Genomic DNA, 21,581 nt, shown 5'->3' on the forward strand with positions numbered 1-21,581 from the left:
AAAAAATTGGCAATGCATCCGGATCCGGTCGGGTCATCACGGCAGAACACCCGATGCCGGACTCGAAACGGCTCCTATTCTACCATTGGCGATGCGGCGGCAGGGATCGGTTGTTGCGGCGCAAAAAACTCCGGAGATCGCGTCAGATGCCAAGCGGGGCGCCGGACGGACCGCTTCGTGCGCGCTCCCAAATTGTTTCGAATTGTGCGCGGTACGCAGCAGCAGGCCCTTTGTCGTCGAGGCTGAGCTTGCCGCGGGGGTCGTCGCGATGAAAGCGCAGCAGCGTGTGCAGGCCGTCCGCGACGATGAAGGGGCGATCGAGAGCGAGGTGCTCGCGGGACGCGATCCGGATCCGGAGGCGATGACCGAAGCTCGACAGCAGCGCGATGAGCCGCGGACAGTCCCGCTCGACATGGGTGGCGTCCTGGACGACGATGCGCACGCAGTGCTCCAGCGGGCTCCGGTCGGTGAATTCACGCAGCCGCTCGATCGCCTCGGCGCCCGCGAGCGCGCATTCGTGCAGGTCCGGGTCGAAGATCAGGATCTCGTGTCCGGCCATCGTCAGCAGGGCCTGAACCAGCTCGCGGTAATCGGCGAAGGTGTCGAAACGGCGTTCGTTCGCGTCGCTCATGTTCAGGCTCCGGGTTGTCCGAACCCGTCGCAGTACCACTGGTGCAGCAGCTCCACCAGAGCCTCCGACGGTTCGGTCGGCGGCGCAAGTCTGCGATGGTCGGCAAGTTCGATCAGCGTGGCCCGGTCGGCATCGTCCGCCTCGATCCGTTCGCCGTTCAGATACACTGCGTCGGAATCGAAAAGCAGGATGGACCGCGCATCCAGCGCGAAGCCGCCGCGGACCAGCGACTGCCGGAAGCGCGCCCGGCTGGCCGGACTTTCGGGCGGGTCGAAAAAGACATGCGGCTTGGGCTCGGTCAGGTAATGGCCGAGGAAATCGGCGACATCGCCGCGCGTCCATCGTATTCCGGCGATCATCGCGGCGACCTGGTCGACCATGTCCGCGCCGATCTCGCCCGAATGCGCCGGCACCGTCAGATCGGGGTCCGTGTACAGGCCGTCGAGTGCGAGCCGTTCCTGCATCCAGTCCAGGAACGCGGTGCCGATCTCCTGCGCGGTCGGTGCGCGAAAGCCGATCGACCAGGTCATGCACTCGCCGATCGCGACGCCGTCGTGTGCCCAGTGGGGCGGCAGATAGAGCATGTCGCCCGGTTCCAGCACCCACTCCTGGCTGGGACGGAAATCGGCCAGGATCTTCAGCGGCGCATCCGGCACCAGCGCACGATCGGTCTGGTCCCCGATCCGCCATCGCCGCTTGCCCGCGCCTTGCAGCAGGAACACGTCGTAGTGGTCGAAATGCGGCCCGACGCCTCCGCCATCGACCGCGTAGCTCACCATCAGGTCGTCGAGCCGCGCCTGCGGGATGAAATCGAAGCGGTGCAGCAGCGCATCGCCCTCCGGAGTCCACAGGTTCACGCCCTGCACCAGCACGGTCCATGGGTGCTTGCGTCCCTTCAGCGCGCTGCGTTTCTGCGGCCCGGGTTGCAGCGACCATTCGTCGCCGTTCCGGCGCACCAGGCGGGACTCCACGTCCGGGTCGCAGGCGAGCTCGAACACGCCCTCGCGCGACATCACGCCGGTGAAGCCGGGCACGGCCTGTCGCACCAGCAGCGGTTTCTTCTGCCAGTAGTCGCGCAGGAACTGGTCGGGCGAGAGCTCGCCGAGCAAATTGGTCATCATGCGAGGATTATCCTAGAAACCGCAGTTGACCGCTTGTTGGTTGGTTGGATGACTCATGCATGCTGGCACTCTTAACTTCGACATCGCTCACCGGCTGGGTGAGCGCGCTACGCGCCCGATTGCACGTCTGGCGCGCCGTCTGGCCGTGTTGCTCCTCGTTGCAGGGAGCGACCATGCGGCCTCGTCGCGCCTTGCCAGACGGCGCGCCAGACGCACACTCGGGCACGTCCAACTGCGGTTTCTAGGATTATCCCAAAAAAGCCGGCACGACTGCAGGGTTCGAACGGACGCCGCTCTGGAGCATCGATGCACGCGACCGTGCGGGTTAGAATCGGGCCCTTTCCGGGAACTGCACATGAGCGCTGCCACCATCGAATCGCTGGACCACGAAGGCCGCGGCGTCGCACATGTGGACGGCAAGGTGGTGTTCATCGACGGCGCGTTGCCGGGCGAGCGGGTCGAATACGCCGCGTTCCGGCGCAAGCCGTCCTTCGAGCTCGCAAGCGTCGAGCGCGTGATCCGGCCCAGCGCCCAGCGCGTCGCGCCGCGATGCGAATACTTCGGCACCTGCGGCGGGTGTTCGATGCAGCATCTCGACCCGGTCGCCCAGGCCGCGGTCAAGCAGCGCGTGCTCGAGGACGCGTTGTGGCATATCGGCCGGCTCAGGCCCGGGATCATCCATGCCGCGATCCACGGTTCGCCGTGGGCCTACCGCCAGCGAGCCCGTATCGGGGTGCGACAAGTGCCGAGCAAGGGTGGAGTGCGCATCGGCTTTCATGAACGGCGCAGCAGTTACATCACCGACATGCGCAGCTGCGCGGTGCTGCCGCCGCATGTTTCGCAGATGCTGCCCGAACTGCGCGAGCTGATCGGGACGCTGTCGATCCCCGACAGGCTGCCGCAGATCGAGGTCGCAATCGGCGAGGGTGATGTGACCGTGCTGGTGTTCCGCATTCTGTTGCCGTTGAACGCGGCGGACGAATCGCTGCTGAAGGCGTTCGCGAATGACAAGGACGTCCAGGTGTGGCTGCAACCGGCCGGCCCCGAATCCAGTTACCGCCTGCATCCGTCGGACGCGCCGGGTCTGCGCTACAGCGTGCCCGAATTCGATGTCACGCTGGATTTCCGCCCGACCGACTTCACCCAGGTCAACATCGATATCAACCGGCTGCTGATCCGCCGGGCGGTGCAGTTACTCGATCCGCAGCCGGGCGAGCGCATCGCGGACCTGTTCTGCGGCCTCGGCAATTTCAGTCTCCCGATCGCACGCCGCGGCGCGACCGTCATCGGCATCGAGGGCAGCGACACGCTGGTGCGTCGCGCCGGCGAGAACGCGCGTCGCAACGGACTCGACGCGACGAGCGTGTTCCACGCGGTCAATCTCTTCGACACCACCGAAGACAGTCTCGCCGCGCTCGGGCCGCTGGACAAGATGCTGATCGACCCGCCCCGCGAAGGGGCGATCGCGGTCGTCAAGGCGCTCGGCCCTGCGCAGGCGCCGGCCCGTATCGTCTACGTCTCGTGCAACCCCGCCACGCTGGCCCGCGACGCGGCCGTGCTGGTCCACGAGAAGGGCTACGCGCTCAAGGGCGCCGGCATCGCCAACATGTTCCCGCAGACCTCCCACGTGGAGTCGATCGCGCTGTTCGAGCGGATGACGTAGTGGGGCGCAGTCGGTATACTCCGCGGCGCAAGCGGAGGCGTGGCAGAGTGGTTGAATGCACCGGTCTTGGCGCCAGCCGCGATAGCGGTGCGCTAGCGAAGTAGCCGACGTCAGTCGGGTACGCAGCTAAAACCGGCAGGCCGTCCGCAGGACGGCATCAGCGGTAGAACGGAGGCGTGGCAGAGTGGTTGAATGCACCGGTCTTGAAAACCGGCAGGGGTTTGCGCCCCTCGTGAGTTCGAATCTCACCGCCTCCGCCAGACGATTGCGATGACGCGCCCGAGCAATCCCTTTGGCATTGTTTCTTTGCCCGTGGGTCATGCAGCGAAGGGCCATCCAAGACGATGCTTGGCAGTTCGCCTGAAGCGCGCAGTTCTGGGAGATCGCTGAGTGACGACGATGCTGGCGCTGAACAAGCCCTTTGGCGTCTTGTGTCAGTTTTCCGAGGACGGCATTCATCCCACTCTGATGCGCTTTGTCCCGATCCAGAACGTCTACCCCGCCGGCCGCCTCGACACCGACAGTGAAGGCCTGCTGCTGCTGACCGCCGACGGCGCCCTGCAGCACCGCATCACCGACCCGAAACACAAGCTGCCGAAGACCTACGTGGTCCAGGTCGAGGGCGAACCGGACGAAAACGCGCTCCAGAAGCTGCGTTCCGGCCTGAACATCGGCAATTTTCACACGCTTCCGTGCGAGGTCCGGCGCATCGCCGAGCCCGACTGGCTGTGGCCGCGGGATCTGCCGGTGCGCTTTCGCAAGTCGGTGCCGACCTCGTGGCTGGAGATCGTGCTGCGCGAGGGCAAGAACCGGCAGGTGCGGCGGATGACCGCGGCGGTCGGGTATCCGACGCTTCGGCTGATCCGCACCGCGATCGGACCGTGGTCGCTGGACGGGCTGGCGCCGGGGGAGTGGCGCTGGGCGGAGGTGCCGGCGTCGCTTGCAGTGGCGGCCAAGCCGAAAACCGGGACCTCGCCGGATTCGGTCGCCGCAAGGCGCAAAAGAAGTGTAAAAAATTCCGACACTCGATCCAGAACCCGGTCTCTCACACCCCGGCGCCGCGCCGGCTGAGCATTTCAGGCGCTGCTCCAGATGTGCCACGGCATGGAACACGGAGATCAATGGGGTCAGACTCCATTGATCGCTGCCGCACGGAGATCAATGGGGTCAGACTCCATTGATCGCTGCCGAGTGCGAGCGCCAGACCAGGATGGCGCCTGAGGTTGCAGGGGTCTACCCGGGACTCTTCTGAGCCGCACCGCACCGCACCCGGGCTTCCGGATGCGAGTCGCCGCAGATCCGACGCTCGCGTTAGAATTCGCGTGTAATGGTCGGGATGACCCTGGTGAAGAATTACAAGGGGATTAAGTCTTGCCGCCCAGGCGCCCGAGGCCGCATCGCGCTGTCCAGACACGGATGAGCCAGCGAAGGAGTGTTCGATGCACAATGTTCTGACGCTCGACGAAACGACGCTCGCGAGTTTCTGCGAAGCACATCACATTCTTCGCCTGTCCTTGTTCGGGTCCCAACTGAAAGGCACGGCACGGCCCGACAGCGACATCGATCTGCTCGTCGAGTTCGATCCGGAGCATGTTCCGACGCTGCTGGGGATCGCCGGGATGGAGATCGAGTTGTCCGAATTGCTCGGCAGGAAAGTCGATTTGCGCACGCCTGGTGATCTGTCACGTTACTTCCGGGACGAGGTCGTGCGCACGGCCGAGCTGCAATATGCGGGCTGAGGACCAGATTCGAATCCGGCACATGATAGGCGCTGGCGAGTCCGTGGCGCGGTTCATTGCCGGACGCGATCGGTCGGACCTCGATCGGAATGAGATGCTCGTGCTTGCGCTGACGCGTGCGATCGAAATCATCGGGGAAGCGGCCAGTCGGGTGTCGGTTGAGACGCAGAATGCATTGCCGGATGTGCCGTGGAGGGAAGTGACGGTCATGCGTAATCGGCTGGTGCATGCGTACTTCGACGTGGATCCAGACATTCTCTGGCGAACTGCTAAAGAGGCAGTTCCAGCGCTGCTGGAGGAACTCGTCGCTCACTTGCCTGCCCAGGAAGACGGCGACGGCTGAGCGGCTCATGCGGCCATCACCTGGCCGGCGACAATTAGCCTGACCGCCTGCCGTTGTCCCTCGCCCTGCGGGCATCCAAGCTGAAGAAATGCCTTAGCGTGCCGGTACATCGTTTCTCCGTGTTAGGCTCTTTCACGGCGCTCGTGCGCCGGCACGACGCGACGCAGCGAAGAGGGCACTGGCCCGGCAGGGAGCACGACATGGACGACAGGTTGAGGCTCGACGACTATCCACAACTCGCATTGCTCGCCTGGAATCGAGCGGTCCGCGAGATTTCCGGCGAGGAGGCCTTCGCGCTCTACGAGCGCAACTGGCGCTTTGTCGATCAGGAAAGCCTGACCCCGCGGGAGGCTGCCCTGATCGATCGCCTGACAAGGCGTTACGGGCATGGGGTCCTGAATGTTTAGGCGCCCTCATCACCGCCAGGTGGCGCGCGTCCTCGAAGCAATGAATGCGGATTTCCTGCGGCGCGCGAAATGCTATTTCGGGGGCGGGACGGCGATCGCGCTGCTGCTGGACGAATATCGGGAGTCGGTCGACATCGACTTTCTTTGCGCGGACCAGGACGGGTACCGCATGTTGCGTGGATCGGTGTTCAACCGGGGGCTCGACGAGCTTTTCGTCACGAACGTCGAGGCTTTGCGCGACGTGCGTGCTGATCGGGACGGAATTCGTACCGTTCTTGCCTTGGAAGGGACCCCGATCAAGTTCGAGATCGTAAGAGAGGCGCGCATCGAACTCGAGGGCGCCGACGTTGTGGAGATTCCCGTCCCGTGTCTCACGCGAGTAGACCTGTTCGCCGAGAAGCTGCTGGCAAACGCTGATCGATTCGGTGACCGGAGCGCGATGAGCCGCGACGTGATCGATTTGATGATGATGCAAATGAACTGGGGCCCGATTCCTGATCGGGCCTGGGAGAAGGCGTGCGGCGCCTATGGCGATTCGGTACGGGGTGCCCTCCGCAAGGCACGTGCGCTGCTGAGTTCCGATCCGGGATACTTCGATGTCTGCGTATCGAAGCTGGGCATAGCCGAAGGGCGTGCCGACCAGTTGCGAAAGGCGCTGGTGTAGAAACCGGGGAATCAATGGGGTCAGACCCTATTGATCGCGCGAGCACTGCCCGCGGCCTGCCGCCGAGCGGCTTGCGCTGCTGCGCTGGACCCTCTTCCAGGTACTCATCGGCAACACCGATGCCCACGCAAAGAACGTTTCTTTCTACGTGGGACGCGAAGGGCTTTCGCTCGCGCCGGCCTACGACCTCGTTTGCGGACGCGCCTTCGATGGCGAGAAGCTCCTCGACACCTATGCGATGGCTATTGGCGACGCGTTCCATGCGCAGGAGCTGTCGCCCTTCGAGTGGGCGAACTTTGCGCATGCCTGCACGCTGCCTTTCCGCCAGGTGAGCACGGAACTCGCGCGCATGGCCCGGCGCGTGCGCGAGAGCCTGCCCAAAGTCTGCGAGGATGCGCGGGCCGCCGGGGTGGCGTCGGCGCTCGTCGAGCGGCTGCACGCGTTGGTTGCTTCCGAGTGCGAGCGCCAGGCCGAGATGGCGCCCAACGTGGCACAGGTCGACCCGGGGCTCTACTCAGCTGCACGGCGCAGAAAAAGTGTAAAAAATTCCGACACTCGGCCCGGAGCCCGGTCTTCCGGACGCGATTCGCCGCGGATACGACGCTCGCGCTAGAATCTCGTCTCCTTCGAATCGACGAGGTCGGGTGATGCGGGTCTTTTTACGGATGGCGCTGTTTGCGTGGCTGCTCTCGTTTGCCGGGGCAGCGCTGGCGCAGATGCCGGTGGTGGAGCTTTCGGCCGGCATGTACCGGATCGAGGCTGAGGTCGCACATACCGGCGAGACGCGTCAGATCGGGCTCATGCACCGGATCGCGATGGCCGAGCAGCGCGGCATGGTGTTCGTATTCACGCAGGACGCGCAGCATTGCATGTGGATGCGCAACACGCTGATCCCGCTGTCGGTCGCCTTCCTCGACGAGGAAGGGCGGATCCTGAACATCGAGGACATGACGCCGCAGACCGAGGACAGCCATTGCGCGGTGGCGCCGGCGCGCTTCGCGCTGGAGATGAACCAGGGCTGGTTCGCCACGCGCGGCATCGCACCGGGCATGCGCATCCGCGGCATCGAGCGCCTGCCGGCGCCGCAGTGAGGGACCGCACCGGCTTTGCTAGGCCGCGGCCTTTCTGTCCTTCAATTCTTCCCGGATCACCTTGCGGATTGTCGTCTCCATATCCGCCTGCCGAAGCGACGTTTTCAGTGCCTCGTTGATCAAGGTCTGATAGCCGCGATCGCCGGCCATCTCCTTGAATCGCTCCACCAGGGCGGCGTCGAGGTACAGCGTCACCCGCTTCTTCGGCTGCACCACGCGACCGTCTACCCGCTTGCGCAGGCGCAGGCGGCCGGCGTCGATGTCGTCCTGGCTGATCGGCGCATCGTCAAAGGTTTCGGTAGTAGATTTCTTGCTCATTGCGCTCTGCCTTTCGCATCGAGATGATGCGGATTTCTTCGTCGGTTTCGGCAGTGACAATCACCACCACATCGCTACGCAATATCCCCAGCGTCACGAATCGCTGCTCCCCGTAATCGGCGCGTCGGTCCTCGAACGTGACGCTTCGCTCGCTCTCGATCACCAGTGGCGCGTCGCCGAAGTCATGCCCGTGCTTCTTGAGATTGGCGGCACGCTTGGCCGGGTCGTACGTATAGCGCATGAGTAAATATATGTATAAATATACGGATATGCAAGCGCTGTGGCGGATCCCGAACTTCACCGTCGTCTGCTCGGGTGTGTGATTCGCCGCTTGCAAGTGGCGAATTGAAGGTTTTTCCCCGGCTTAATCGGGCGGCAGGAATTGCCGGTCGATGCGGATAATGGCTCCACGTCGCAGCGGGTCCGCAGTGTTCGCGGGTCCGGCGTGACGTTGCCAGGAGCCGGCGATGGCCGAAGAGAGCGACCTCGAAAAGACCGAACAACCCTCACCACGACGAATCGAGCAGGCCCGCGAGGAAGGGCAGGTTCCGCAGTCGCGCGAGTTGTCGACCTTTCTGGTGCTGATCGCGGGTGTGACCGGGCTGTGGCTGATGGGCGAATGGTTCTCGGGGCGCATGCTGAACATCCTGCGCCAGGGCTTCAGCTTCGAGCGCGAGGCGGTGTTCGATACCGTGCTGATGCTGCAGGGCCTGGACCATCTGTTCACCGAGACGCTGCTGACGCTGTCGCCGTTGTTCGCGCTGCTGATGGTCGCGGCGGTGGCCGCACCGATCATGCTCGGCGGCTTCGTGTTCTCGCCCAAGGCGCTGGAGTTGAAGCTCGACCGCATGGACCCGATCAAGGGCCTGGGCCGGATGTTCTCGGTGCATGGGCTGGCGGAGATGATCAAGGGCATCCTGAAGGCGCTGGTGGTCGGCACCATGGCGGTGTTCGCGGTGTGGCGCGAGCACGAGCACGTGTTTTCGCTGATGAACCAGACGCTGCAGGGCGCCTTCCCGGATTTCATGAACACGATCCTGTTCGCGACCATCCTGATCGTGCTCGGGCTGGCCGTCGTCGCACTGATCGACGTGCCGTTCCAGCTGTGGCAGTACCGGCGCAAGCTGCGCATGACCAAGGAGGAGGTCAAGCGCGAGTTCAAGGAGCAGGAGGGCGACCCGCACGTGAAGGCGCGGGTGCGTAGCCTGCAGCGCGAGATGGCGCGCCGCCGTATGATGTCCGAAGTGCCCAAGGCCGACGTTGTGGTGACCAACCCGACCCATTTCTCGGTTGCGCTGAAGTACGACCCGGCCCGCATGAGCGCACCGGTGGTGGTCGCGAAGGGGCGGGGCGAGATCGCGCTGAAGATCCGCGAACTGGCGGCCGAACACCGCATTCCGCTGCTCGAGGCGCCGCCGCTGGCGCGCGCATTGTTCGCGCACTGCGAACTCGAGCAGTCGGTGCCGGCGGCGCTGTACACCGCGGTGGCCGAGGTGATGGCCTATGTGTATCAACTGAACGACTGGCTCGCGAAAGGGCACGCCGCGGGCGGGCCGGCACCGGTGGCGCCGGCGGCACTGCCGGTGCCCGACAAGCTCGATCCGGGCACGGGCGACCGGGACGATGAGGGACCGAGGCAATGAGCGCAAGGCATGAAGCGACGGGCGGGGTGACCGGATAATGGAGGCGCTGAACCTCAGGGCCTTGCTGACCCCGACCAATCTGCGGCTGCTCGGGGCGCCGATCTTCATCATCATGATCCTGTCGATGATGGTGCTGCCGCTGCCGGCGTTCGCGCTCGACCTGTTCTTCACCTTCAACATCTCGCTCGCGGTCATGGTGATGCTGGTCGCGATGTACACCCGGAAGCCGCTGGACTTCTCGGTGTTCCCGACCGTGCTGCTGGTCACCACGCTGCTGCGCCTCGCGCTCAACGTCGCCTCGACCCGGATCGTGCTGCTCGAGGGCCATACCGGCACGGACGCGGCCGGCAAGGTCATTGAGGCCTTCGGCTACTTCCTGGTCGGTGGCAACACCGCGATCGGCCTGGTCGTGTTCGGCATCCTGGTGCTGATCAACTTCGTCGTGATCACCAAGGGCGCCGGACGCATCGCCGAGGTCAGCGCGCGCTTCACGCTGGATGCGATGCCGGGCAAGCAGATGGCGATCGACGCGGACCTGAACGCCGGCCTGATCGACGAGAACGAGGCCAAGCGGCGCCGCAAGGAGGTGTCGCAGGAGTCGGACTTCTACGGCGCGATGGACGGTGCGTCCAAGTTCGTGCGCGGCGACGCGGTAGCCGGCATCCTGATCCTTCTGATCAACATCATCGGCGGGCTGGTGGTCGGCACGACCCAGCACGGCATGGCGATGGGCGAGGCGGTCGAGACCTATACGCTGCTGACCATCGGCGACGGCCTGGTCGCGCAGATTCCGGCGCTGATCATCTCGGTCGCGGCCGGCCTGGTGGTGTCGCGGGTCGGCGACGAGGGCGACGTCGGCGGGCTGGTGCTGAACCAGGTCTTCTCCAACCCGCAGGTGATGATGCTGACCGGCGGCATCATCGGCGTGCTCGGGCTGATCCCGGGCATGCCCAACTTCGTGTTCATCCTGATCTCCGGGGCGCTGTTCGCGCTCGCGTGGAACCGGCGCCAGCAGATTTTGCGTGCGGCCACCGCCGAACAGGCCGCGGCCGAGGTCGCGGCGCCGGTGCAGCCCGCGGCCGAGGCGGTGGAGGCGAGCTGGAACGACGTGATGCCGGTGGATGTGCTGGGCCTGGAGGTCGGCTACCGGCTGATCCCGATGGTGGACAAGAGCCAGGACGGCGAGCTGCTCAAGCGCATTCGCGGCCTGCGCCGCAAGTTCGCGCAGGACGTGGGTTTCCTCGCCGCGCCGGTGCATATCCGCGACAACCTGGAGCTTCGACCGAATGCATACCGGATCGCGCTGAAGGGCGTCGAGATCGGCAGCGGCGAGGCCTACCCGGGACAGTTCCTCGCGATCGACCCGGGGCGGGTCACCGGTCCGCTGACCGGCCGCGAGACCCGCGACCCGGCGTTCAACCTGCCGGCCTACTGGATCGAACCCGGCCAGCGCGAGCAGGCCCATGCGCTCGGCTACACGGTGGTGGACGCCAGCACCGTGGTCGCAACCCATCTGAACCATCTGATCCTGAGCCATGCGGGCGAACTGCTCGGCCGGCAGGAGACCCAGGCGCTGCTCGACCATATCGGCAAGGAGGCGCCCAAGCTGGTCGAGGACCTGGTGCCCGGCGTGCTGCCGATCGCGGTGGTGCAGCGGGTGCTGCAATACCTGCTCGAGGAGGGGGTGGGCATCCGCGACATGCGCACCATCCTCGAGATCCTGGCCGAGCATGGTGCGCGCACGCAGGATGCGCTGGAGCTCACGTCGCGGGTGCGCCAGGGCCTGGGCCGCTCGATCATCCAGACGCTGTTCCCGGGTGACGCCGAGGTGCAGGTGATCGCGCTCGAGCCGACGCTGGAGCGAATCCTGCTGCAGGCGATGAGCGCCGGCGGCGACGGCGGCGCGATCGAACCGGGCCTGGCCGACGGCCTGCTACGTCAGACCGCCGAGGTCGCGCAGCGCCAGGAGGACATCGGCCTGCCGCCGGTGCTGCTGGTGCCGCCACAGCTGCGCTGGCTGCTGTCGCGCTTCCTGCGCCGCGCGGTGCCGACGCTGAAGGTGCTGTCCAATGCCGAGGTGCCCGAGTCGCGCACGGTGCGGGTGTCCGCAATGGTGGGCGGGGCGGGCGCCTGATTCCCGGCCGTGCGCGTGCGCGACGGCGGCCGAGCGGGGCAGGGCGGAGCCGCCCAGGGTAGGAAAAGACCGGAAAAACCCGGCTTATTCCATGCTGGTGGCACCGCGCATGCGAGGCAGAATGCAGTCATGCTGCCCAGAAGGCTGTCGGGAGAGACCAGATGAACGTCAAACGCTACTTTGCCGCCACCGCCCGCGAGGCCTTGCGCGCGTTGAAGGCCGAACTCGGCGCCGATGCGATCGTGTTGTCCAACCGCGCGGTCGAGGGGGGCGTCGAGATCCTCGCGCTACCGGCCGAGGCGGTCGGCGCGATCGAGGCCAGTGTGCGGGCCTCGGCCCGGGACGCGCTACCCGACGCTGCGAACCCTGCGACGCCGGCCGTGTCGCGAGCGGCGCAGGCGCATGACGACGACTACACGGTGAGCCTGTCGCCGCGCGCGCGTCCGGCGCCCGATTCGGGGGATGCGGCGCGCACGGCACGCGCCGCCACGCAGACGATTCGCCCGTTCGAGCCGCCGCGCATCGATCGACCCGCTGCGGGCGCGATGGGCATGCGGGCCTACCCGGTCGATGATCTGGCGGGCATGGATTTCGGCATGTCGCCGCGCATCGCCGCATCGGCGCCGCAGGCGCGGCCCGGCCGGCCGCCTGTGGACGATGTACCGCCCGCGCACGAATCGCGGTCGCGCGAGCCCGACGCGGCGCCAGCCCCCGCCCAGCGCGCGGCCGACGACGAGCGGATCCGCGCGCTGCAGGACACCAACACCCAATTGATGACCGAACTTGCCGGCATACGCGGCATGATCGAGCGCCAGCTCGCCGGCTTCGCATGGGGGGAGACGCGCCGCAACGCGCCAGCCCGCGCGCAGATCGTCGGGGAGCTGCTGGAGGCGGGGTTCTCGGCGGTGCTCGCGCGCCAGCTGGCCGAGGCGGTGGACGAGCAGGCCTCGATCGACGAAGCGCACGAGCAGGTGCGTGCCGCGCTCGGGCGCGACTTGCGCGCCATGTCGTCCGACGCCGACCTGATCGACCAGGGCGGCGTGTATGCGCTGGTCGGGCCCACCGGGGTCGGCAAGACCACGACCACCGCCAAGATCGCGGCGCGCTGCGTCGTGCGTCACGGCGCCGAGAAGCTCGCGCTGATCACCACCGACGGCTACCGCATCGGCGCGCAGGAGCAGTTGCGCATCTACGGACGCATCCTCGGCGTGCCGGTGTTTCCGGTGCGCGATGCGGCCGATCTGCGCCAGACGCTGGCCGAGCTGCGCGGCAAGCACATGGTGCTGATCGATACGGTCGGCATGAGCCAGCGCGACCGCATGGTCGCGCAGCAGGCCGCGATGCTGACGGGGGCCGGCAACGTGCGCCGCGTATTGCTGCTCAATGCGACGTCGCGCGGCGACACGCTGGACGACGTGGTCAAGGCCTACCGCGGCCCGGATCTGGCCGGATGCGTGCTGACCAAGGTGGACGAGGCGGCCACGTTGGCCCCGGCGATCGGGGCCGCGATCACACACGGGCTGGAGGTGCTGTACGTGACCAACGGCCAGCGCGTGCCGGAAGACCTGCACCTGCCCAATCGCAGCTACCTGATGCATCGCGCGCTGCGCCTGAAGCCCGAGGATTCGCCGTGGCGGTTGAAGGCCGACGAGGCGGCGCTGATGCTGGCCGCGGGCGGAAAGGGGCGCTGACATGATCGATTCGATGGAAGACCAGGCGGCCGGCCTGCGCCGCCTGTTCCGCCGCACGCCGCCCACGGTGGTGGCACTCTACGCGGCCGGCGCGCATCGTGCAGCCACCGCGGTGCAGACCGCGTACCGGATTGCCGGTCAGGCCGAGCGGGTGCTGCTGCTGGACGAGGCGGCCGGTGACGATGCGCTGACCCATGTATTGGATCTGCCCGATGGCGCCGATCTGCTCGGCGTGCTGGGCGGCAGGCTCCGGGCGCAGGAGCTGATCCAGTCGGTGCCGGGCCTGGTCGGGCTGGTGCCGGTTGGTGCCGCCGCGCTGGCGTTGCCCCTGCTCGACGATGAAAGGCGCGCACGGCTGGTCGAGGCGCTGCGCAGCCTGCACCGTCATGCCGGCTTCGTGCTGATCCATTCGAGCGCCGACGCGGCGGAGGATCCGTCGCCGTTCATCTTCGCTGCGCCGCGTCGGCTGCTGGTGGCCGAGGCGAGCCGCACGGGTGCGACCGAGGCCTATCAGGTCATCAAGCGGCTCGCGGCCGCCGGGGCCGGGTCCATGCATGTGGCGGTGTCGCGCGCGCGCGATCGTGCCGACGCGGCGGCCTTCTTCACGACGCTGGACGAGCTGGTGCGCAACCATGTCGGCGTGCCGCTCGCCTGGCTGGGCGAGATCGAGCGCGACAACCTCAGCGCCGGCCTGGCCTGCGACGCGGCCGCGTCGTCGCCGCGCGAGCCCGAGGCCGCCTTTCTGCGCAGGCTCGCGGGGCTCGGCCGGTCGGACTCGAACCTTCAGCCGGGAGGGGCAGGGTAGCGCGGCATGACCATGCTCTATTCGCCTCAGGGCCGCCGCGTTCCGGCTGAACCCAGCTCCGCTTCCATCGTGCATAATGGAGGGGTTCGGCGCACCGGCCGCAAGAAGATTCAGGCGAGATGGATGTACGACTCCGACGGCAATCTTGACAAGGCACATCTGGTCGAAGCCTACGCGCCGCTGGTCAAGCGCATCGCCTACCACCTGATGGCCAGGTTGCCCACCAGCGTGCAGGCGGACGACATCATCCAGAACGGCATGCTCGGCCTGCTCGATGCGATCGGCCGCTACGAGGACGGCCTCGGCGCGCAGTTCGAGACCTATGCGGTGCAACGCATCCGCGGCGCGATGCTGGACGGGTTGCGCGAGGAAGACTGGATGCCACGCAGCGTGCGCCGCGACATGCGCCGCATCGAGACCGCGATCACGACGCTCGAGCAGCAGCAGGGCCGTGCGCCGTCCGAGGCCGACATCGCCGAATCGCTGGACATGCCGCTCGCCGAATACCAGCGCATGCTGCAGGAGGCACGTGGCCATCAGCTGGTCTATTTCGAGGATTACTCCGAATCAGACGGCGAGGGTTTCTTCGAGCGACACCTGGGCGACGAGGACGCCAATCCGCTGGGCCTGCTCGAGGACGCGAACATGCGCAGTACGCTGGTGCGTGCGATCGACGACCTGCCCGAGCGCGAGAAGCTCGTGATGGGCCTGTACTACGACGAAGAGCTCAATCTTCGAGAGATCGGCGAGGTGCTGGGCGTATCCGAATCGCGCGTATGCCAGCTGCACAGTCAGGCGGTCGCGCGGCTACGCGCGCGCATGCGCGACGGCGCCGGCACCCCCGCCGCCACCCCGCGTCGCGGTCGTCCGCCCAAGCGCTCGGCCTGAGGCGGTCGGTTCGGGATCCCACATCCTCCACCTATTCCTCCCCCTTCAAGGGGGAGGCCAGGAGGGGGATGGGTCATGACGACCACCGCCGCACCCCATCCCCACCCCAACCCTCCCCTTGAAGGGGAGGGCGAAACCGGGGGCGCCACTGGCTCACCCATCTCATTGTCGAGTCGATAACCCCTCTGGCTTGATGCTGCGCGCGAGCGCGACGCCCTTGCGGGCACGGCGGTGGCGCAGGCCTTCGCGCTGTGCCGGCTTGAGTTCCAGCTCGACCGCCTTGCCGCCGCGCCCGAGGCCGCTGACCTTCAGCGTCGCGTCGTCGGCCGGCACCGCGACCGCGGCGAGCGCCTCGCCGTCGTCCAGCCCCATCACGATCACGCCGCGTCCGCCCGCCTGCACCTTCATCTCGCTGCGCGGGAACACCAGGATCCGCCCCTTCTCCGACACCGCGGCGATCCAGTTGCCGTTCGCGCGCGCGGGCTCCAGCACCCTCTCGCCCTTTTCCAGCGTCATGAAGGCCTTGCCGGCGCGCTGCCGGCTGGTCGCATTGGCCAGCGCGCAGATGAAGCCGTAGCCGCCCGAACTGGCGAACAGCCATTGGCTGTCCGGCGTGGCCGACACGACGCGGGCGAGCTTGCCGCCGTCCTGGAACTCGGCCAGCGTCGTGATCGGGGCGCCGTCGCCGCGACCGCCGGGCAACTCCGCGACCTTCACGGTATAGGCGCGGCCGCGCGTGTCGATGACGACCAGCGGCCAGGTCGTGCGGGTCTCGATGACCGCGAACGCATGGTCGCCGGCCTTGTACGCGACGCTCTCGGGGGCGATGCCATGGCCCTGGCGGGTGCGGATCCAGCCATTGCGCGACAGGATCACGGTGACCGGTTCGTCCGGCACGCTGATCTCGGCCGGCGCGACCGGCGCGACCGTCTCGATGACGGTGCGGCGCGCGTCGCCGAACTTCTTCGCGTCGTCGCGGATCTCCTTCAGGATCAGCCGGGTCATCGCGGCACGGCTGTCGAGGATGTGCTGCAGGCCCTCGCGCTCCTCGCGCAGTTCGGCCAGTTCCTTCTCGATCCTGAAGCCTTCCAGGCGGGCCAGCTGGCGCAGCCGGATCTCGAGGATGTCCTCGGCCTGCACGTCGCTGAGACCGAAGGCGGCGATCAGCGCCGGCTTGGGTTCGTCCGACTCGCGAATGACGCGGATCACTTCCTCGATGCTGAGGAACGCGATCATGCGGCCTTCGAGGATGTGGATGCGGCGGTCCACCTCGGACAGCCGGTGGCGGGTGCGGCGCTCGACCGTCACATAGCGGAAGTCGATCCATTCGCGCAGGATCTGGACCAGGTTCTTCTGCTGCGGCCGGCCGTCGCGACCGATCATGGTCATGTTGATCGAGGCCGATGTCTCCAGCGCGGTGTGCGCGAGCAGTACCGCCATGAACTCGTCGCGGCTCTGACGGCTGGAGCGCGGTTCGAGCACGATGCGCACCGGCGCCTTGTCCGATGACTCGTCGCGCACCACGTCGAGCACGCCGAGCACCAGCTGCTTCAGGTTCTTCTGCTCCTGCGACACGTCCTTCTTGCCGGCGCGCGGCTGCGGATTGGTCAGCGCCTCGATCTCGGACAGTACCTGCGCGGTCGATACGCCGTGCGGCAGTTGGTCGATGACGACCCGCCACTGGCCGCGCGCGAGCTCCTCGACATGCCAGCGCGCGCGCAGCCGCAGGGATCCGCGCCCGCTCGTGTACGCGTCGCGGATCGCGTCGGCCGTAGAGATCAGCTGGCCGCCGCCCGGGTAGTCCGGGCCGGGCAGCAGCGGCAGGATCTCGTCCAGGCCGGCGTCCGGATTGCGGATCAGGTGGCAGGTCGCCTCGGCGACTTCGGTGAGGTTGTGCGGCGGGATCTCGGTGGCCATGCCGACCGCGATGCCGGAGGCGCCGTTGAGCAGCACGAAGGGCAGGCGCGCCGGCAGGAACTGCGGCTCGTGGAAGGCGCCGTCGTAGTTGGGCAGGAAATCCACGGTGCCGCGGTCGATCTCGGCCAGCAGCAGCTCGGCGATCGGTGTCAGCCGGCATTCGGTGTAACGCATCGCGGCGGCCGAGTCGCCGTCGCGCGAACCGAAGTTGCCCTGGCCGTCGACCAGCGGATAGCGCAGCGAGAAGTCCTGCGCGACCCGCACCATCGCGTCGTACACCGACGTGTCGCCGTGCGGATGGTACTTGCCGATCACGTCGCCGACCACGCGTGCCGACTTGACGTGCTTGGACGTGGCCGACAGGCGCATCTCGTTCATCGCATACAGGATGCGGCGCTGCACCGGCTTGAGCCCGTCCTCGACCTGCGGCAGCGCGCGCGAGCGCACCACGCTCATCGCATAGGCGAGATAGGCCCGCTCGGCGAACTGGTCCAGCGGCAGCGCGTCGTCGAAGCCGTTGGCGGCGGGGGGCAGGTCGTCGGGTGGGGGAGGGGGCCTGAAGTCGAAGAGGCCTTGTGTGTGTGTAGTCATGTGGCGGAAAGATACGGTGCAGGGGGTTCGTTCAGCAGAGGTTGGGCCCAGTCTTCGAGCGGTAGTCCGGGTACCCGTGCGAACTCACGGGTGTTGTTGGTGACCAGTGTGCACCCTCGCTGCAACGCGTGAGCGGCAATCTGGAGATCCATCGCACCAATCGGTGTGCCAGCGCGTTGAAGGTCTGCGCGGAGTTGCGCATAGCGCCAGATCACCGAGTCATCGAACGAGGCGATTTCGAGTGGCAGCAAGAAGGTCTCCAGCGCAGCCCGGTTGCGTGCCGAGCCACTCTTCGCGACGCCAAAGGCCAGTTCGCAGGCAGTGACGACAGAAATGCCGATATCGCCGACCGGGTGTTGTTCGAAGCGTGTGCGCACATGCGCCGGACGCCGGTTGATCAGGTAGATGCAGATGTTCGTGTCGAGCATCCACCTCACGGCAGGATTTCCTCGCGCTCCGCTTGCGTCAGCTGTTCGCGTTCCATGGTGAAGCCGGGTTCGAACTGATCGAGCGCGTCGAACAGCGTGCCCCAGCCGTGACGGGGTAGCAGAACGACCGCATCGCCGACGCGCTTGATGAAGACCTCATCGCCATCGAAGCGGAATTCCTTGGGCAAACGTACCGCCTGGCTGCGGCCCGTGACGAAGAGTTTTGCGGTGTCCATGGGCGTCTCCTGGTGATGACTACCGTGAGTATATATCACGCCGCATATCATTGGTAGGTATCCGTCGCGATCGATTGCCCGAGATCAGACATCCGCCTCGACCGAGTCGCCCTTGGCCTCCATCCAGGCCCGCCGGCCGGACGCCTCGCCCTTGCCCATCAGCAGCGTGAACATGCGCAGGGTGTCCTCGATCGCGTCCGGTCGCACGCGCACCGGCTGCACGCGCCGGGTGGCCGGGTCCATCGTGGTTTCGCGCAGCTGCTCCGGGTTCATCTCGCCCAGGCCCTTGAAGCGGCCGATCTCGATCGCGTCCGGCCTGAAGCCTTCGGCCTCGAAGCGATCGCGCATCGCGGCGAGTTCCCCGTCGTCCAGCGCATACAGGCGCCGGGCAGGGCGCTTCTTGCCCTGGGCGGGCACGTCGATCCGGTACAGCGGGGGCTGCGCGACGTAGATGTGGCCCTGCTCGATCAGTTTCGGGAAGTGCCGGAAGAACAGCGTCAGCAACAGCGTCTGGATATGGGCGCCGTCCACGTCCGCGTCCGACATGATGATGACCTTGCCGTAGCGCAGGCCGGAAAGATCCGGGTCGCTGCCCAGTTCGTGCGCGTCCACGCCGAGCGCGACCGCGATGTCGTGGATCTCGGCGTTGGCGAGCAGCCGGTTCGGATCGACCTCCCACGCGTTCTGCACCTTGCCGCGCAGCGGCAGAATGGCCTGGGTCTCCTTGTTGCGCGCCATCTTGGCCGAACCGCCTGCGGAGTCACCCTCGACCAGGAAGAGTTCGTTGTCGGCGATGTCCTCGGACTCGCAGTCGGACAGTTTGCCCGGCAACACCGCGACGCCCGAGGTCTTCTTCTTCTCGACCTTCTGCGCGCTGCGCTGGCGCGCCAGCGCCTGCCGGATCGACAGTTCGGCGATCGCGCGGCCGGCCTCGACATGGTTGTTCAGCCAGATCTCGAACGGGTCGCGGATGTGGCTGGAGACCAGCTTGACCGCTTCGCGCGAGTTCAGCTTCTCCTTGACCTGGCCCTGGAACTGCGGATCGAGCAGGCGCGCGGACAGCACGAAGCTCATGCGCCCGCACACGTCCTCCTGCTGCAGCTTGACGCCGCGCGGCAGCAGCGTGTGGTGGTCGATGAAGGCCTTGATCGCATCGAACACGCCGGCGCGCAGACCGGACTCGTGCGTGCCGCCGGCTACGGTCGGGATCAGGTTGACATAGGATTCACCGGCGACCGGGGTCTCGAACCAGCCGATCGCCCAGCCTGCACCTTCGCCAGCTGCGAAGCTCGGGTCGTCCTTGCCGGCATAGCTTTCGCCGGTGTAGATCGGCGCGACCGGTTCCAGGTCGCCGGAGACCTCGCGCAGATAGCCTGACAGGCCCTCGGGATAGGTCCAGGTCTTGACCAGCGCCGGCCCGCTGGCCTGCTCGGTCTCCAGCTTGACCGACACGCCGGGCAGCAGCACGGCCTTGCTGCGCAGCAGGCGCTCCAGTTCCGGCGTCGGCACGCGCGGCGAGTCGAAGTACTTCGGGTCCGGCCAGACCCGCACGCGCGTGCCCGACTGGCGCCCGCATTCGCCCTCGTCGCGCAGGGCCCCGATCTGTTCGCCGCCATGGCTGAAGTCGATCCGGTGGATCCGGCCTTCGCGCTTCACCTCGACCTCGACCCGGGTCGACAGCGCATTGGTCACCGCCACGCCGACGCCGTGCAGGCCGCCCGAGAACGCATAGGCGCTGTTGCCCTCGCGCTTGTCGAACTTGCCGCCGGCATGGAGCCGGGTATAGGCCAGCACCACCACCGGCACGCCTTCCTCGGCATGCAGCCCGACCGGAATGCCGCGACCGTCGTCGGCGATCGTCACCGAGCCGTCCAGATGCAGCGTCACATGAATCTTCTTCGCGAACCCGCCGAGCGCCTCGTCGGCGGCGTTGTCGATGACTTCCTGGACGATGTGGGCGGGTGAGTCGGTGCGGGTATACATGCCCGGGCGTTCGCGCACCGGCTCCAGCCCCTTCAGGACCCGGAACGAGGATTCGTCGTAGTGCTTGCCTGTCATGGATGTCCGTTGCGTGAGGGTTGTGTTCTTGGTCGGCGCACAAGGATACCCGCTGAGGTCGGAACTCGCATCCCTTCACGGACCGAGGCGGGTCAAGCGCAGGAAGGACGAAGCATGAAACCGCGGTCCGGGGAGCGGGGCGGCCCGCGCGGCTCCGACGGCCGCTCGCGCTGCCGCTGTAGGGCGCGCTTCGCTGCGATCCCTGAACTCGCGCTTCGCGCTCAGACAGCAGGGATCGCGGCCGCTACGCGCGCCAACAGCGGCATGCGCTCGGGCCGAGTCGCCGCGCGGGCCGCCCCGCTCCCCGGACCGCTACGCCGTGCCGTGTTCATGCGATTGCTGGCGCTCGCGGACAGCCTGTGCCGACCGACGGATGTCGGGGACCAGAAGATCAAAGGCGGACTGGCGCTTTCTCGAAGGGGGTCAGGCGCTGCCGAGATGCCGCCCACGCCCGGTCGGGCGCGCGACGCCGGCCGCGTCGTAGAGCTGGGGCTGGTCGGCGGCGGCGAGCAGTACCGACAGCGCCGCCTGATTGTGCTGCATGCGTTCGACGATCAGTTTGCCGTTGATGTCGTTGCGCGAGCGCGCTTCGCCGGCGAGTTCCAGAATCGTGTCCCAGTTGGCCAGCGTTTCCGGTAGCGATGCGCACAATGCACGGACCGACTCGTCGGAGTTCGCCAGACCCTGCCGTCCGAGCAACTGCGCCCGGGTGTCGTGCTGACGCTGCAGCTGATGATAGAGCTCCGTCTTTTCGCGGGTCAGGTTGAGCAGACCCTCCGTGTCGCCGGCGATCAGCAAGGCCTCCTCGCGCACGAGCAGGGCCACGAAGGCGCGCATCATCCCGACTTCGGTCTCGATCAGATGCGCGAGGCGGGCAAGCAGGTTGGTCGGCAGGGACATGCTCAGGAGCGCCGATCGAGCATGTCGCGCACGCTGTCGATCAGCCCGTCCGCGACGCGCTTGGCGTCGACCTGGAAGCGGCCTTCGCTGATGGCCAGGCGAATCTCGTCGACACGGGCCTGGTCCACGACCGGCGTGGACGCGATCGCGGCGTCGGCCTTGCTGAGGCTGGCCGACAGCGCGGACAGCTCGACCTTGGCCTCCGCGCCGGGTTGCTGCGGCGGGTTGGACTGGGCCCTGGACCGGTTCTCGCCGGCAAGCGGGTTGCCGACTGACTTGACGCCACCTTCGATCTTCACGGTTCTGCTCCCGA

General features: G+C 66.9%; 22 protein-coding genes, 1 tRNA gene and 1 pseudogene. 14 read left to right on the forward strand and 10 right to left on the reverse strand.

Translation table 11 applies throughout. The annotated features are described in order from the left end of the window. Positions 1 to 142: 142 nt before the first annotated feature. Positions 143 to 631, reverse strand: a complete 489-nt coding sequence (locus ACKVEX_RS06880) for a DUF7931 domain-containing protein (RefSeq protein ID WP_473214967.1) — start codon at positions 629 to 631, stop codon at positions 143 to 145. Between the two features lie 2 nt (positions 632 to 633). After that, a complete protein-coding gene (locus ACKVEX_RS06885; protein ID WP_473214968.1) occupies positions 634 to 1,752 on the reverse strand; it encodes a JmjC domain-containing protein in 1,119 nt (372 codons plus the stop codon). Between the two features lie 355 nt (positions 1,753 to 2,107). On the opposite strand from ACKVEX_RS06885, the gene rlmD reads away from it, so the two are divergent. The 9 genes and pseudogenes from rlmD (at position 2,108) to ACKVEX_RS06930 (ending at position 7,659) form a co-directional block, all read left to right on the forward strand. Continuing rightward, on the forward strand, positions 2,108 to 3,415 hold the full coding sequence (gene rlmD, locus ACKVEX_RS06890) for a 23S rRNA (uracil(1939)-C(5))-methyltransferase RlmD (RefSeq protein ID WP_473214969.1): 1,308 nt from the start codon (positions 2,108 to 2,110) through the stop codon (positions 3,413 to 3,415). Between the two features lie 170 nt (positions 3,416 to 3,585). Beyond that, positions 3,586 to 3,675 (forward strand) — tRNA-Ser (locus ACKVEX_RS06895). Between the two features lie 139 nt (positions 3,676 to 3,814). Next, a complete protein-coding gene (locus tag ACKVEX_RS06900) occupies positions 3,815 to 4,486 on the forward strand; it encodes a pseudouridine synthase (protein ID WP_473215116.1) in 672 nt (223 codons plus the stop codon). Positions 4,487 to 4,854: 368 nt separating this feature from the next. Further along, entirely contained in the window at positions 4,855 to 5,154 is a 300-nt protein-coding gene (locus tag ACKVEX_RS06905) for a nucleotidyltransferase family protein (protein WP_473214970.1), read from the forward strand. Between the two features lie 43 nt (positions 5,155 to 5,197). Beyond that, entirely contained in the window at positions 5,198 to 5,497 is a 300-nt protein-coding gene (locus tag ACKVEX_RS06910) for a HepT-like ribonuclease domain-containing protein (RefSeq protein WP_473214971.1), read from the forward strand. 200 nt (positions 5,498 to 5,697) lie between these two features. Continuing rightward, positions 5,698 to 5,904 carry a hypothetical protein gene (locus tag ACKVEX_RS06915; protein WP_473214972.1) on the forward strand — a complete coding sequence of 69 codons (207 nt, stop codon included), beginning with the start codon at positions 5,698 to 5,700 and terminating at the stop codon, positions 5,902 to 5,904. Then, a complete protein-coding gene (locus tag ACKVEX_RS06920; RefSeq protein ID WP_473214973.1) occupies positions 5,897 to 6,568 on the forward strand; it encodes a nucleotidyl transferase AbiEii/AbiGii toxin family protein in 672 nt (223 codons plus the stop codon). Before ACKVEX_RS06915 ends, ACKVEX_RS06920 begins: the two co-directional genes overlap by 8 nt. 61 nt (positions 6,569 to 6,629) lie before the next feature. Next, positions 6,630 to 7,181, forward strand: a pseudogene (locus tag ACKVEX_RS06925) (HipA domain-containing protein); the annotation flags it as partial. A gap of 34 nt (positions 7,182 to 7,215) precedes the next feature. Continuing rightward, positions 7,216 to 7,659, forward strand: coding sequence for a DUF192 domain-containing protein (locus tag ACKVEX_RS06930; protein WP_473214974.1), 444 nt, complete (start codon positions 7,216 to 7,218; stop codon positions 7,657 to 7,659). Between the two features lie 18 nt (positions 7,660 to 7,677). Here the strand turns inward: ACKVEX_RS06930 and ACKVEX_RS06935 are convergent, their stop codons facing one another. Together ACKVEX_RS06935 and ACKVEX_RS06940 are read right to left on the reverse strand one after the other, a co-directional pair. Next, positions 7,678 to 7,977, reverse strand: coding sequence for a BrnA antitoxin family protein (locus tag ACKVEX_RS06935; RefSeq protein WP_473214975.1), 300 nt, complete (start codon positions 7,975 to 7,977; stop codon positions 7,678 to 7,680). Continuing rightward, positions 7,946 to 8,218, reverse strand: coding sequence for a BrnT family toxin (locus ACKVEX_RS06940; RefSeq protein ID WP_473214976.1), 273 nt, complete (start codon positions 8,216 to 8,218; stop codon positions 7,946 to 7,948). The genes ACKVEX_RS06935 and ACKVEX_RS06940 overlap by 32 nt, the downstream gene beginning before the upstream one ends. Before the next feature lie 226 nt (positions 8,219 to 8,444). Between ACKVEX_RS06940 and flhB the strand changes: the two genes are divergently transcribed. From flhB to ACKVEX_RS06965, 5 genes are all read left to right on the forward strand, one after another. Then, positions 8,445 to 9,620, forward strand: coding sequence for a flagellar biosynthesis protein FlhB (flhB, locus tag ACKVEX_RS06945; RefSeq protein WP_473214977.1), 1,176 nt, complete (start codon positions 8,445 to 8,447; stop codon positions 9,618 to 9,620). Between the two features lie 37 nt (positions 9,621 to 9,657). Then, positions 9,658 to 11,754, forward strand: coding sequence for a flagellar biosynthesis protein FlhA (flhA, locus tag ACKVEX_RS06950; RefSeq protein WP_473214978.1), 2,097 nt, complete (start codon positions 9,658 to 9,660; stop codon positions 11,752 to 11,754). A 161-nt stretch (positions 11,755 to 11,915) separates the two neighbouring features. Next, positions 11,916 to 13,445, forward strand: a complete 1,530-nt coding sequence (gene flhF / locus ACKVEX_RS06955) for a flagellar biosynthesis protein FlhF (RefSeq protein WP_473214979.1) — start codon at positions 11,916 to 11,918, stop codon at positions 13,443 to 13,445. A gap of 1 nt (position 13,446) precedes the next feature. After that, a complete protein-coding gene (locus ACKVEX_RS06960; RefSeq protein ID WP_473214980.1) occupies positions 13,447 to 14,250 on the forward strand; it encodes a MinD/ParA family ATP-binding protein in 804 nt (267 codons plus the stop codon). A gap of 123 nt (positions 14,251 to 14,373) precedes the next feature. Then, positions 14,374 to 15,138, forward strand: coding sequence for an RNA polymerase sigma factor FliA (locus tag ACKVEX_RS06965; RefSeq protein WP_473214981.1), 765 nt, complete (start codon positions 14,374 to 14,376; stop codon positions 15,136 to 15,138). 162 nt (positions 15,139 to 15,300) lie between these two features. On the opposite strand, the gene parC is transcribed toward ACKVEX_RS06965, so the two are convergent. From parC to flgM, 6 genes are all read right to left on the reverse strand, one after another. Further along, a complete protein-coding gene (gene parC / locus ACKVEX_RS06970) occupies positions 15,301 to 17,646 on the reverse strand; it encodes a DNA topoisomerase IV subunit A (protein WP_473214982.1) in 2,346 nt (781 codons plus the stop codon). Continuing rightward, positions 17,643 to 18,074: a type II toxin-antitoxin system tRNA(fMet)-specific endonuclease VapC gene (gene vapC, locus ACKVEX_RS06975; protein WP_473215117.1), complete on the reverse strand. Its 432-nt coding sequence runs from the start codon at positions 18,072 to 18,074 to the stop codon at positions 17,643 to 17,645. Before vapC ends, parC begins: the two co-directional genes overlap by 4 nt. Before the next feature lie 5 nt (positions 18,075 to 18,079). After that, entirely contained in the window at positions 18,080 to 18,310 is a 231-nt protein-coding gene (locus ACKVEX_RS06980) for an antitoxin (RefSeq protein WP_473214983.1), read from the reverse strand. Positions 18,311 to 18,394: 84 nt separating this feature from the next. Continuing rightward, positions 18,395 to 20,368: a DNA topoisomerase IV subunit B gene (locus tag ACKVEX_RS06985; protein WP_473214984.1), complete on the reverse strand. Its 1,974-nt coding sequence runs from the start codon at positions 20,366 to 20,368 to the stop codon at positions 18,395 to 18,397. Between the two features lie 423 nt (positions 20,369 to 20,791). Next, the gene (locus ACKVEX_RS06990; RefSeq protein ID WP_473214985.1) at positions 20,792 to 21,268 is read right to left on the reverse strand and encodes a flagella synthesis protein FlgN; all 477 of its coding nucleotides are present in this window, start codon (positions 21,266 to 21,268) and stop codon (positions 20,792 to 20,794) included. A gap of 2 nt (positions 21,269 to 21,270) precedes the next feature. Next, on the reverse strand, positions 21,271 to 21,567 hold the full coding sequence (gene flgM / locus ACKVEX_RS06995; RefSeq protein WP_473214986.1) for a flagellar biosynthesis anti-sigma factor FlgM: 297 nt from the start codon (positions 21,565 to 21,567) through the stop codon (positions 21,271 to 21,273). Positions 21,568 to 21,581 lie beyond the last annotated feature (14 nt).

The sequence above is a fragment of the Denitraticella aggregata genome, from assembly GCF_048158365.1.
Taxonomy (GTDB): domain Bacteria; phylum Pseudomonadota; class Gammaproteobacteria; order Burkholderiales; family Rhodocyclaceae; genus Azoarcus_F.